This is a genomic window from Terriglobia bacterium (assembly GCA_020073085.1).
GTDB lineage: Bacteria > Acidobacteriota > Terriglobia > JAIQFV01 > JAIQFV01 > JAIQFV01.
Window position 1 is genome coordinate 37,765 of sequence record JAIQFV010000010.1, and the last position, 12,733, is coordinate 50,497.

At 57.7% G+C, this 12,733-nt stretch carries 10 protein-coding genes; all 10 read right to left on the bottom strand.

Going from position 1 to position 12,733, the window contains the following annotated elements; translation table 11 throughout:
• The 10 genes from nrfD to LAO21_11875 all read right to left on the bottom strand — a co-directional run bounded on the left by nrfD (nucleotide 1) and on the right by LAO21_11875 (nucleotide 12,611).
• Entirely contained in the window at nucleotides 1–1,410 is a 1,410-nt protein-coding gene (gene nrfD / locus LAO21_11830) for a polysulfide reductase NrfD (protein MBZ5553403.1), read from the bottom strand.
• 4 nt (nucleotides 1,411–1,414) lie between these two features.
• A complete protein-coding gene (locus tag LAO21_11835) occupies nucleotides 1,415–4,471 on the bottom strand; it encodes a TAT-variant-translocated molybdopterin oxidoreductase (protein ID MBZ5553404.1) in 3,057 nt (1,018 codons plus the stop codon).
• Nucleotides 4,459–5,109: a cytochrome c family protein gene (locus LAO21_11840; protein MBZ5553405.1), complete on the bottom strand. Its 651-nt coding sequence runs from the start codon at nucleotides 5,107–5,109 to the stop codon at nucleotides 4,459–4,461. Before LAO21_11840 ends, LAO21_11835 begins: the two co-directional genes overlap by 13 nt.
• Before the next feature lie 378 nt (nucleotides 5,110–5,487).
• A complete protein-coding gene (locus LAO21_11845) occupies nucleotides 5,488–5,730 on the bottom strand; it encodes a hypothetical protein (GenBank protein ID MBZ5553406.1) in 243 nt (80 codons plus the stop codon).
• A 196-nt stretch (nucleotides 5,731–5,926) separates the two neighbouring features.
• Nucleotides 5,927–6,385 (bottom strand): RNA-binding protein, encoded by a 459-nt coding sequence (locus tag LAO21_11850; protein ID MBZ5553407.1) that lies wholly within the window; start codon nucleotides 6,383–6,385, stop codon nucleotides 5,927–5,929.
• Between the two features lie 659 nt (nucleotides 6,386–7,044).
• On the bottom strand, nucleotides 7,045–8,418 hold the full coding sequence (locus tag LAO21_11855) for an APC family permease (protein ID MBZ5553408.1): 1,374 nt from the start codon (nucleotides 8,416–8,418) through the stop codon (nucleotides 7,045–7,047).
• A gap of 119 nt (nucleotides 8,419–8,537) precedes the next feature.
• Entirely contained in the window at nucleotides 8,538–9,023 is a 486-nt protein-coding gene (locus LAO21_11860; protein ID MBZ5553409.1) for an MGMT family protein, read from the bottom strand.
• A gap of 275 nt (nucleotides 9,024–9,298) precedes the next feature.
• The gene (locus tag LAO21_11865) at nucleotides 9,299–9,955 is read right to left on the bottom strand and encodes a SagB/ThcOx family dehydrogenase (GenBank protein MBZ5553410.1); all 657 of its coding nucleotides are present in this window, start codon (nucleotides 9,953–9,955) and stop codon (nucleotides 9,299–9,301) included.
• Nucleotides 9,956–10,026: 71 nt separating this feature from the next.
• Complete coding sequence (locus tag LAO21_11870; protein MBZ5553411.1) at nucleotides 10,027–11,499, bottom strand: serine/threonine-protein phosphatase; 1,473 nt, start codon at nucleotides 11,497–11,499, stop codon at nucleotides 10,027–10,029.
• A 131-nt stretch (nucleotides 11,500–11,630) separates the two neighbouring features.
• Complete coding sequence (locus tag LAO21_11875) at nucleotides 11,631–12,611, bottom strand: transporter (GenBank protein MBZ5553412.1); 981 nt, start codon at nucleotides 12,609–12,611, stop codon at nucleotides 11,631–11,633.
• Nucleotides 12,612–12,733: the final 122 nt, after the last annotated feature.

Genomic DNA, 12,733 nt, shown 5'->3' on the forward strand with positions numbered 1-12,733 from the left:
TCATCCCTCGACACGGGCTTGCGTTCCCCCCAGGGCGGCCGGTTTCTTTTCCGGCGGCACGAGTTGGCGAAGTTCAAAGATCGAAATCATCGGAAGATATCGGAGGAACAGGAACAGCAGGGTCAGGAACAGGCCGATTGAACCGACATACGTCGCGACATCCCACACCGTGCCGGAATAGCGATACCACATGGTCGGCATGTAATCCCGAGCCAGGCTGCCGACCACGATGACATAGCGCTCCAGCCACATCCCAATGTTGACCAGAATGGATATCACCCACAGTCCGCTGATACTGGAGCGCACCCGGTTGGACCACAGAAACTGCGGGACGACCATGTTGCAAAAAATCAGGGCCCAGTAAAATTTCATGTAGGGTCCGGTCATCCGGGACATGATCATGAACTTGTCGTACGGGCTTCCGCTGTAAAACGCCATGAACGTTTCCATCACATATCCGTAACCCACGATCAAACCGGTGGCCAGGAGGATCTTGGCCATGTTGTCGAGATGGCGCTGGGTAATGAAATCTTCAAGCCCATAAACTTTACGGACCGGAATGGAGATGGTCAGCACCATGGCAAATCCGGAATAGATCGCCCCCGCCACAAAATAGGGCGGAAAGATGGTGGAATGCCATCCCGGAACAATCCCCACCGCAAAGTCGAAACTCACCACGCTGTGCACCGACACGACCAGGGGGGTAGCCAGTCCCGCCAGCAGTAAATACGCCGTCTCATAACGCTTCCAGTGGGCTGCCGAACCCCGCCATCCCATGGCGAGAATCCCATAAATCTTCTGACCCACCCGCCGCTTCGACCGGTCGCGAATGGTGGCAAGATCGGGAATCAGTCCGACGTACCAGAACATCAGGGAAACCGTGGCATAGGTGGACACCGCAAAAACGTCCCAGACCAGCGGGCTGCGAAACTGCGGCCACACCTTCATGGTGTTGGGATAGGGGAACAGCCAGTAAAACATCCAGGGCCGGCCCAGATGGAGCAGCGGAAACATCCCCGCGCAGGACACTGCGAACAGGGTCATCGCCTCGGCAAAGCGATTGATCGAAGTCCGCCATTCCTGGTGCATCAGAAGCAGGATGGCGGAGATCAGGGTGCCGGCATGGGCGATTCCCACCCACCAGACAAAGTTGACAATCGCCCATCCCCAGCCGACCGGAATTTCGATCCCCCAAATTCCCACCCCCAGCAGGAACAATCGGCCGATGGCAAACATCAGCACCATCAGGAGAAAGAAGGCCACCGCAAAGCCGAAGATCCAGCTCCGCGGGGTCTTTTGGGTCAGCACAATGGAGCTGATCTTGTCGGTCACGGTAGCGTAGTTATAACCGGGACCGATCAGCGGCGCGGGTACGAGCTCGGGTGATCCCTTCAAGGGCTCTGTGGCCATCAGGTCAGCTTTCTTCCATCTCGGGGTTCGGATTTCTTATCTTCGCCAGATAGGTCGTCCTTGGATGCGTGGTCAACTCCGTCAACAAGCCGTAATTCAACGTTTGTGCCTTGAGGCGCGAGACGCGACTCGTCGGATCATTGATGTCGCCAAAGACGATGGCCTCGGTGGGACATGTCGCCTGGCAAGCGGTCACCACCTCCCCATCGCGGACCTTGCGGTTTTCTTTCTCGGCATCAATCTTGGCCGCATTAATCCGCTGGACGCAGTAGCTGCACTTCTCCATGACACCGCGGCTGCGCACCGTCACGTTGGGATTCCTTTGCAGCTTGAGGCTGGCTGTCTCCCAGTCACCAAACTGATAGAAATTAAACCGCCGCACTTTGTAGGGACAATTGTTGGAGCAATAGCGGGTCCCGACACACCGGTTGTAAATCATCTGGTTCAGACCTTCGGCGCTGTGGTTGGTGGCTCCGACCGGACACACCAATTCGCAGGGGGCATTTTCGCAGTGCATGCACATCACCGGCTCATGGTAGATCTCGGGATCGTCGGGGCCTCCATGGAAATAGTGATCGATCCGGATCCACTGCATCTCCCGGCTGCGGCGGACCTGGTCTTTCCCCACCACCGGGATATTGTTTTCGGCCTGGCAGGCCACGACGCAGGCATTGCACCCGATGCAGCTATTCAGATTAATGGCCATTCCCCAGGCATATCCGGTGTCTTTAATCTCGGGATACAGCGTCGAGTCGGGCGGCGGAGCGGGATCCATCTCTTGCGCGAAGTGGGGGTTCTTCCGGTACTCTTCCAGACTCGCGACGCGAACGAAATCTCTCCCTTCCATACTGTGATGAATGTTGGTCACCGCCAGGGCGGCTTGCTCTCCGGTCCTCTGGATTTCCACGCCGGATCCGATCCAGGGATGGACCGAGGTCCGGAGTGGGTAGGCGTTGAAGCCGGTCCCGGCGCCGATGCGGCCGGCGAGCGGACTGCCATACCCGAAATGCACCGTGAGGGATTCATCCGCATGGCCCGGCATGATCCACGCCGGGGCTTTCACCTCGCGCCCTTCGAAACGCAGGCTCACCACCTCTTCATTGTGGATCCCGAGGCGGTCCGCCGTGGCGGAACTGATCCACACCGCGTTGTCCCAGGTCAGCTTGCTCATCGGCTTGGGCAGCTCCTGTAACCAGCCGTTGTTCACAAATCGGCCATCCCAGATCGTGGGGTCGGGCCGAAAAACAATCTCCAGAGGACGGGGAGCCGCGGCTTGGGCCGCAGCCGCCGATGTGCTTTGCGATGGCTGAGAAGAGGGGGACGATGCAATTCCCTTCTTGACGCTCACCGATTTTGGATTCAGGGCGGTCCCATCGATGAAGCCGTTATAAAGCGCGACCTCCCAGAATTCTTTAAAGCTCTTTGAACTCAGACCCGCATTCTTCTGACCGTGATTCTTCCAATAGTCCTGCACAATCTCGTAGCCGGATCTTGTGGACCGGCCCTGCAGCGCGGCGAGCACCTCATAGGCCGACTTGCCCGCGTACAACGGAGCGATGAGCGGCTGGATGATGGAGGTCGTTCCGTCATAAGTGCGAACGTCACCCCATGCCTCCAGGTAATGTGTTTCGGGGATGTGCCAGTGGCACAGTTGTGAGGTTTGGTCTTCATAGAGCCCCAGATGGACTGCCAGTTTGACCCTTCCAAGGGCATCGCCAAAAGGCACATCCGCGGGAGCGTTGAACACCGGATCCCCTCCCAGGATGAAGAGGGCCTCCACCTGGCCGGACTTCATATCAGAGACCAGGGCCTCGAGGGATTGCCTCTGGTCGATGGAATTGGCTTCCACGGGATCCGTATACACCACGGTCTTTCCGACGTTGCCCAACGCCTCATTCATCGCATGGCAGAGGGCGTGAACGATTGGAGGCTGCGGCTCCCCCGCCAACACCACACATGAGCCGCGGTGGCGTTGAAGATCGCGGGCTGCGGTGCTGATCCATACGCCCTCGCCAACGCTCAAAGAACCCGGGCCTTCAAATCCGGTGGCGATCCCCAGGGATTTTGCCAGGAACCGGGCCAGTCCTACGATGTCGGTGGACCGCATGCGAAGGCGATGGTCCGCCATGGCGCCGGTCACGGAGGGGGCGTTCTCGACAACGTACAACCGGTTCATCCCGCTCGGCTCCGCCTCCATACGGCGGCGTCTGGTGAAGTCCCGAGCATAGCGGACGCAACCGGGGCCTGCGAAAAGAAAGTCGGACTCCAGAGAAAGAATGACATCGGCCTGGTCGAAGCGGTACACGGTTTCCACCATTTCACCGAAGGCCAACCGTGCCCCGGCCTTCAGGTTGTCGCGCCCGACGGGCTCGTATTGGTGCCATTGGGCGCGGGGAAACTCGGCCAGCAATTCCTGGAGCTGGGAGGCAAGCGTAGGTGAGGTCAACGTCTCGGTGAGGATGCGCAGCCCGGCGCCCTTGCTGATTTGCTGTTCGGCCCGGATCTCGTTCACAACGCCGACGAATTCGACCCAGGTGTTAATATTCCCGAGTCGGGACACCGTTTGCGACCGGTCCGGATCGTAGAGCGTCAGGATGGACGCCTGGGCAAACGCATCGGTCGCGCCCAGACTGGCGGGGTGCTGCGGATTCCCTTCGATTTTCGTGGGTCGCCCGAGGTGACTTTCGACCAACAAGCCCTTTCCGAATCCCCCGAACGGCATGGCCGTTGCAAAGAACAGGGGTTTGCCGGGCACGACCTCTTCCGGTTGACGGACATAGGGCAGGATCTTTTCCGTCGGCATGTGGGCGCAACCGGCCAGGCCCGCCAGCGCCAGCGAGGCCCCCATGAGTTTCAAAGCCTGACGACGGTCGAGGCCTTCCCCAAGCAAGCCGGATTGCCGTGGAAATTCATTGCGGAGAAACTCCAGAAATTCCTCGGTCCCGGCAAGCTCGTCCAGGCTTCGCCAGTACTCCCGGCCTCGTGTTTTCTCCAGACGCGCCCGAATGGAAGCCGGGTCAAGAGCCTGCCTGGAAATCCCCTTTTCGTTTATCGATGACATGTCGTGCAATCCGTCAGTTTTTGAATCTTGTATTCCTTCACCAGCTTCTCTCCCAACGCGAGTTGATCGCGGGGCGGCACATAATCCATCTTGAAGACATCCTCCCGGGGCCGGACATACCGCTCCACGTTGCGATGACAATCGAGGCACCATTGCATCTGCATCGGATTCTCTCGAGCGGTGAGCGGCATGCGGTCGACGCGTCCGTGACAGGTGGAACAGCCGATGCCTTTGTTGAGATGGATGCTGTGATTGAAGTAGGCGTAGCCGGGAAGCTGGTAAACCCGTGTCCATTCCAGCGAAGTGTTGTTGCGGTAACTTGCCCGCACGGGCTCGAGCATGGGGCTGTCAGACCAAATTTGGGAATGACAAGTCATACAGGTCTCAGTGGGAGGGATTCCTGCAAAAGAGGACTCCTCCACCGAGGTATGGCAAAAACGGCAATCCAGTCCCAGGCCGCTGACATGGTGTTTATGGCTGAAAGGGACGGGTTGCTGGCGGGCGACGTTGACTTCCGTAAAATAAGGAGAACTATAAATGATGTAGGCCGCCCAAACGAGGCCGGCAAGGATAAAAACGGCCCCGTAGATGGTGAGCCTCGACAGGATGTTCGTGCTGCGATGAAATATCTGCGCCATCGCCGGGATTCTACGGGTGTGGATGAAGACGTCTTCGCTGCCCGGCGGAACACCTGTCCGCGACCGGGACGCGCTCGGTCGGAAGACAGGACTCCGCTTCGGACATTGCGAGTTACTCGCCGGGCCTTACACCCCGCGAGAATTGACAAAACCTGCCTCTAAGCATTTTGGAACAGAAACGGAAGTATATTAATGTCCATGGGCGGAGTCAACTATTTTTAGCCATCATATCGTATTACGATATATAGGAAAGAATCCCGACAGCACGCGGCCTTTTGCGAGTCTTCCGACGGAGTCCCGGGCCGGAAGGAAGGGGTGCGCTCAATCTGGATCTGGAGGGGGGAGGTCAGCGGGGTGAGGAGGGGGCGGATTCGCCCTTTATTCAATTGGTTCCGGTCGAAAGATGCTCGTTCCCGCCAGGATCCCCCCGATGAATCCAAAGCCCAGGCTCCAGGATGGAGGCATCAGCGTGACGAAAATATTTTCGCGGGGAGCAGGGAGGGCGTCCAGGGTGAGAAAAGGAATGCCGTCGTGGAGCAGGGAAAGCAAGTAGGCCCACAAGGACCGCTTCTCTCCCCGGCGAAGAGGAATGAGCGCGACAAACACCTCGACAAACAACAAGCAGGTGATCGCCGGGGCCCCCTGCCCAAAGATAAGGGCCCACTCGAGTGCAGGCGTCCGGATAGGGGCAGGCGATGGCGATCGACGCGACGATGATCAGGGTTGCGCCGATCGCCGAAAGGACAGACCCCCAGCGAAGGGTTTCCTCGCCAACACCTATTCCGCTATGGCCCAACGGTTCACAAGCTGGAAGGAGTTACCAGGAACGGTGTCCGCCGCCGCCACCACCCCCACCATGTCTCCCGCCCCGACCGCCTCCACCGCCTCGGCCACCACCATATCCGCCTCCACCCCCGGGTCTTCCACCCCCGCCCGGGCGCCGCTCAAACGACGGACGCGGGCGGGCCTCATTCACGCTCAGTGCCCTGCCTTTCAGATCGGAGCCATTCAGAGCGGTGATTGCAGCCTGGGCCTCAGCCTGATTAGGCATTTCCACGAAACCAAATCCCCTCGGTTCGCCACTGAACTTGTCCCGGATGATGTTGACCGCCTCGATCTGTCCGAAGGACTGGAAAGCAGTCCGAATATCCTCCTCACTGGCGTCTCGAGATAAATTACCCACGTAAATGTTCACAATGATCTCCTTATTGGTTTGGGCCGTACTGCTTGAGTTAGGTTCAATTGTGGAACGCAACGCCACGGAATCCCTCATCATTCAGGCCCTTCCGCAACGGATCGCTATCTTCGAATGAGTGGATCGAAGCGCTTACGTGGGTTGTACTGGTGGCTTGGATAATAGTCGAACCCAGAAGGCACGCCGATACCAGGGAAAACGAAACTCAGGACATATTCAGATGTCTAAATCCTCGTGATTGATGGCTCCCGGCACAACGGAATTCCGTGTGTCGGAGACCAATTGTCATTCTCCGGCGATGCATGCCTGCGTTCGGTCAGCCCTCAGGCCACAGTATTATCCGATGAAGGTAGCGTCGCCCCCAGGGGGAGACGATCAAAACCAGTATACGCTACCTGGGGATTTCAAGCCAATGATTTTAGCTGTAGATGTGAGATTCAAACGAAGGAGAACTTGGGCGCTCGGGATGCGCGGGTGCCGCAGACAGGCGCTTTCTGCATGTCTGCCAACCCCAGCCAAACAGATTGATTCGACGGATCGTCAACCTCCTCACCCCAACAACCCCTCCTGACGCCTCCGTAAGCCTTGCCGGCGCATGCATGCAAAGAACGCATGCGTGCGGCACCCCAAGTCAATCTTTCCCATCGTGTCCGAGACCAAAGATGAGCTGGGTGCCACAGACATGCAGAGAGTGGGTGCATATCGCGGGGAGATTTCTATTAGGCCCGGGCCTCAGCGGTTCAAGCGACGGTGCGCCGGCGCCAAAGCAGAACACCCAGCGCAATCCACACCGCCAGCACCACGTACTCGTAACGGTGGAAGCTTCCGGGAATAGCGGGGAGCACCTTCATGAGAATCAGCATCGCGGCCACGACCATCCCCGCGTACCCAATCATTCGCCCACGATGGGACGACGCTCCGCCTGCCCCTTTGAGAAAGGCAAGGCAGGTCGCAAACCATCCTACCGCCGAAGTGAGCGACCCCACTTCGGAGATGGGAACCAGGACCGCTTGTCCAAGGAAGGAGGCGATCGCCGTCAGGCAGCCCACAAAGACGATGGAGACGGCAGGGGTGCGGAACCGCTCATGCACCCGGCTCAGTTGCTCGTCGAGCAGGGACCGGCGACCCATCGCGAAGAGCAGCCGTGTCGAGGTCAGAAAGTTTCCATTAAAGACCTTGAGCAGGGAGAGCAACACACCGAACATGATCAATTGCACCAGGAAGCGCGATCCGAAGGCTCGCTCAAAGGCCACAGCCGTCGCAAACCGCTCCTTCGTCAGGCTCATCCAGGGTTGGACCATGGACACGACCGCAATGACTCCAACATAAAAGACGATTCCTGCACCGAGGGCGAGAAAGATGACCCGCACAAAGTGCTTTGACTTGAAATCGACGGCCGCCTCCTCCGAGGCCTTGGGTGCGGATTCAAACCCGGTCATGAAGTACGGAACAATTTGAAGGACCATCAAAGTGGAAAGCAATCCGCCGGTAACCCCCCGGCTGTCGGCGAAGGGCGGCATGAAATTGTGGGTGCTCCCCCGAGACCAGCCCAGCACCGAAAAGATGACAAAAATCGCCAGCAGGCCGAAGGTGGTCACATTCTGAAACGCGGCGCTCACTTGAACTCCGCGGTAATTCACCAGGGTGATCATTGCAGTGAGAACCAAACCGGCGAGCAGATGGGGCAGGAAGACGGGATAGCCTCCCACGCGATAGAGCTCCATGGCATTCATCGAGGGGAAGACATAAGAGGCCACTCGCCCGACCGCGACCGCCTCGTACGGGCACACGATCAAGTAGGCCAGGGTCATCGCCCAGCCGGTGGAAAAGCTCACCCAACGGGGAAAAACGGCGCCCGTGTAAGCAATCTCGCTTCCCGCATCAGGCATCCGCTCCGTGAGTCGCCCGTACACATATCCGATCGGAACAAGCGCCAGGCCGCCGATCAGAAAGCCCAGCATCGCTCCCACCGCTCCCCCGCGCGCCAGCCAATCATCGATGACCACCATCCAGCCCACGCCGACCATCGATCCAAAGGCAAGGGTGAAGTATTCCTTGGCGTGCAGCGCGTGCCGGAGCGAGGGATTCCCTCTTTCGATTGAGTGGACGGTCATCCGATTCACAAACCTCACCGCTGAGGCGCCAAGGGCGCAAAGACCTCTTATGGTTTAAGCTTGCCCACCCTCAGCGTCCTTGGCGGCCCTCTTGCGTCTCAGCGTTAGGATTTAGGTTTTCACTCTTCTTCTGGATCTTTGAGCACCAAGGATTCCTCGAAATCCTCCACCGCGTATTTACTCCCTCTCCTCGAGACGCGGTGTCCTTCGATTCTCAATTTTGCAATCTGACCTTTTGCCCCTCCCGGATATTTCTCGTTGATCATGCCCCTCGACTTCAAAGTCCGCCAATAGGGAGTAATTCGCCTCTTTCCCTTGGTGGCCGACTCCTCCGCGGCATGAGCGGCAATCCAGGCAAAGATCCCCGTGGTGATCGGGCACCCAATCGTGGCACCGTGTTTGCGCGCCAGCACGACCCGAATTTCATTGATGGTGATCAGCTTCCCCCGGGGGACGTTCCTCATGATTTCATCGACCTCATGAGGTGCCGGAACCACAAGGGTGCCGGTTCCCCACTTTTCGCGCATCTTCTCCGGGATGGCGACCACCTTCGGCAGGTCCTTACTGTCGGCAAGTTTTTCCGCCCAAGTTTTCCTGGGTTTCATAACAATTCTCCTGGGTGAGTGATTCGAAAAGAATCCACGCAATCAAAGAGAAAGACAAGCCCGGCTCGCTCAAACACTAGAAAAATTTTGCCGGCGCAAAAGGGAAGGAAAAATTCCCCCAACGGAAGCTGGGGGATCCTTCCTTTCCAGCCTACAACAAGAGGCCCCTCCACCCCACGACCTCCGATTGCGCCCTATCTTCAGAACAGCAATCGGTAATTACACAGCCCAATTCACCAAATTATTTTACTCGGTCACATCTTAGACCAGGCTTTTCACTGTTTCGGCTTCCCTACAGATTGGGCAAGGATGATCCTCTGTTCCGGCCTCAGTTTCATGGCCTTCGCCAGCGCTGGACGATCGACCGAGCCCCGGACCACGGTCGCCAACCCTTCTGACGCACAGAACAGGTACACGTTCTGGCTGATGAATCCGGCGTCTGCGCCTGTATACAGATTTTGATCCTCTGAAGACGCCCGGCTCGTCCGTGCCAGATCCGAGACATAAATGAGATTCACCGGAGCTTCCTTAACAAACGGCTGGCTGCCGGTCAAAGCCCGGACGTCTTCCTTGAGGATCGGCTTCAACAGGTTGGCTTTGGCGTCATAGAGGAAGAGCCCATCCGCGGTGGCAACATAGAGATCGATTTCCTGCCAATTCATCGCTGAGGGTGCGGTCCGGCCCCCGGTCTTGGGTCGATTAATGCCGAAGGCTGCCCAGAGCAAGTTGGAAAGCACCTGCACCGGTAATTTCTCAGTGCTGAATGCCCTTGTGGTGTGCCGGTCTTTGAGAACTTGCATGAGCGGGCGCCCGTTGTCCATCTGGGGAGCCGGCAGTTCGATGGGCCTCAGCTCCTGGGCCAGGGGCAGGGAGGACGAAAGTGCCATTACAACCAGGGCCATCCCTGTCAAGATCGAAGATTTGATTTTCATGAGGGCCTCCTTTGGAAATTCATGAATGAACCTGATGAATTCTTCTCCACGATGAGTGATTCCGATTGGATTCAATCGGTCGAGGCAGCTGCAGTTTCAATATCCACAACAATCAACGTCAGGTCATCGTCCAACGTCTCGCCCGACCGTTTGCCCGACCATCGGAAGAGCTGTTCAAGTAAGGCATCTGCGAACCGTCCGGGCGAGCGGTGTTCCTGCGCTTTAAGGAACTGTTTCAGACGATCTTCTCCAAAAAATTCACCGGAGGGGTTTGTGGTCTCCGGGATTCCGTCGGTGTAGAGCACAATTCGATCGCCGGGTCCAAGGTCCAACTCGGCATTCACATAGTGCGCCTCCGGAAACTGTCCCATGATGAGACCGTTTTCCGAAAGCTCGTAGATCTTATTTTCCGACCTTTTCAATAACAAGGGGGAGGGGTGACCGGCGCCGGCATAAACGAGTTTTCGGTTTCCCATATCCAGGAGCAGGTAACCCGCCGTGATAAACTCACGCTCGAACTTCCCGCAGAAGACCTGGTTCATCCCCGCGAGCACGGCGGCCGGGTCTAAGGCCAGTGGGGCCTGTGAAGCAAACGATACCTTGACCATGGAGGCGATCAATGCTGCAGGCACCCCGTGTCCCGACACGTCAGCCACCAGGATCCCGATTCCCTTCCCGTCCAGAACCAGAAAATCGTAGAAATCACCGGCCACGGCTGCCATGGGAAGATAGCGGGCGGCCAGGTTGAGGCCCAACACCTCAGGCATTTGTTGGGGCAGGATGGACGCCTGAATGCGCCGGGCGGTAATCATCTCCTGCTCAATGGCGAGGAGTTGTCTTTCGTTCATGAAGAAGCGACGGGCAACCGCATAGCCGAGAAAGCCGATGAAGATGAGGAGGCCGATCGGCTCTGCGGTCCAGCGCCACGGCAGAAGGCCCCTCTGGACAAGGTTTGCGTTTAAAATGAAAATCATGAAAATCGTCACACCGGCCCAAAACACCTTCAACTCTCCGGCCAGGCGGGGGACCATGCGGAAAAGGTTTCCGAAGATCACGACCATGATCAGGATGACGAGGGCGTTGTTCCAACCGCCGGCCTCCCAGGGATTGTGTCGAAAGGCGCTGAGCGGAATAGCCACGGCCGCATAAAGGCCCTGCAGCTGCCACAGTCGACGAATGGAAGACTTCCAGCCCCGCCCCATGAACTGCTCCAGGTAAACCACAAACGGGACCGGGATGAAATAAGTAATGAACGCGGTTATATAAACCCACAAGATGGGCGGGACGTCAAAAAGTAGCGGTGTTGTCCCGGCACTTGAAAACAAGCGCACCCCATAAAGCACACCGCACACGCCAAACGAGACGAGCGAAAGATCCTTGAATCTCCGCCGCAACCCGGCCAGGATTAACACGGCGACGCCCACCGATACGAACAGCACGGCAAGCAGGATCTGGCCCAGATCCGCGCGCAACTGGGCCCTCAGTTGAATCGGGGACGGGCCCTGCAAGAGGAAACTAGATAGAAGGATAGAAAAGTTTGCCATCATTGCAGAAAGGTGGTCAAGGAACAGGCTGATTGGAGGTCACTTCATAAACGTTGATTAGCCGGACACCGGGCTTCACGATCCGAGTGTTCGACAGGCGCTGCCGGCAGTTTGTCCCCGGGGCTTCAGGGTCAACGATGCCTCTTGAAAAAATCAGCTACTCCGACGGTCAATCCGGCGAGCGCCCCCACCCGTGGAGAGCCGCGCGTGAAGCCTGTCCGAATGCCCGCATCGAAAACAAGGCGTCGGTTCACCTGGTAAGCAATCACGCCGAGTCCGAAGATTGCACCCGACTGAATGTCATTCCGACTGAAGCCACTGAATTCGGCTTCCAGGACGAATTTCCGGGTCACATTGTAGGACGCGGCCAGGGCCGCCTGTCCGCTGGAGGCTAGGCCCGCTCTCCCCTGCCGACCGGCCAGCAGGTAGACTGCATTGAAGTCCAGGGTGGTATTGCCAATTTTCTTGCTGACAAATCCGATGAAATTGTGGTCAACCCGTCCCGTTCCCAGTCCCTTGGCACTGCTGGCTGTCGGCAATTTGAGGTAGTAGGCGAATGCAATGCCGGGTCGCGAATGAGATTCATGGCCGGCAACGCCCTGGATGCCGATCTGGGTGTCGCCCACACTGGTCATCCTGAACCCGTCCGAGTTAACCTGAGAAATCACATTGTCACTGTCGAACTCCAGCAGGATTCTCCGGCTGGCCGCGAACCGTATCGCCATCGGCGTATCCAGCTCACTCCGTACCCCGCGCGCATGGAAGTTTGAGTTATATCCCATTTCCAATTGCAGGACGCCGGGTCGCTGGAACTCGGCCGGATTCGAAACGGTCGGGCGCGCGGGCACGATGAAGTCCGGTTCTTCCCCTGTGTCGTCCTTGGTTTCGCTCTTGTCCCTGGATGCTTGGTCAGGTTTGCTTGGGGGCGGAGGATTAGGGTCCTGACTGCACATCCGACCAGGCGCCAGCGACACCCAAATCAAAACCGCTATGCAAAGAACATGTCGGGAAATGAGAAAAGCGCAGAATTCATAAATAAGGTCATAAGGGATCACGCCGGATTCTTCGCGGTAGGGGCGCATCGCCATTCGCCCCAACCTATGTATGTGCATATACTCCAGGGGCCGCATGGCTATGCGCTCCTACGGAAAATCATGCAAGCTTCGGTCATAAGTTCGATGCCGCTGGTACGAACCATCCATCGCCTATGCAAGAACATTAAGGATGAAGGACG

Excerpts from the sequence above, each read along its gene's own strand:
- nrfD (MBZ5553403.1), bottom strand. The coding sequence starts at position 1,410 with ATGGCCACAGAGCCCTTGAAGGGATCACCCGAGCTCGTACCCGCGCCG.
- LAO21_11835 (MBZ5553404.1), bottom strand. The coding sequence starts at position 4,471 with ATGTCATCGATAAACGAAAAGGGGATTTCCAGGCAGGCTCTTGACCCG.
- LAO21_11840 (MBZ5553405.1), bottom strand. The coding sequence starts at position 5,109 with ATGGCGCAGATATTTCATCGCAGCACGAACATCCTGTCGAGGCTCACC.
- LAO21_11850 (MBZ5553407.1), bottom strand. The coding sequence starts at position 6,385 with ATGATGAGGGATTCCGTGGCGTTGCGTTCCACAATTGAACCTAACTCA.
- LAO21_11855 (MBZ5553408.1), bottom strand. The coding sequence starts at position 8,418 with ATGACCGTCCACTCAATCGAAAGAGGGAATCCCTCGCTCCGGCACGCG.
- LAO21_11860 (MBZ5553409.1), bottom strand. The coding sequence starts at position 9,023 with ATGAAACCCAGGAAAACTTGGGCGGAAAAACTTGCCGACAGTAAGGAC.
- LAO21_11865 (MBZ5553410.1), bottom strand. The coding sequence starts at position 9,955 with ATGAAAATCAAATCTTCGATCTTGACAGGGATGGCCCTGGTTGTAATG.
- LAO21_11870 (MBZ5553411.1), bottom strand. The coding sequence starts at position 11,499 with ATGGCAAACTTTTCTATCCTTCTATCTAGTTTCCTCTTGCAGGGCCCG.
- LAO21_11875 (MBZ5553412.1), bottom strand. The coding sequence starts at position 12,611 with ATGCACATACATAGGTTGGGGCGAATGGCGATGCGCCCCTACCGCGAA.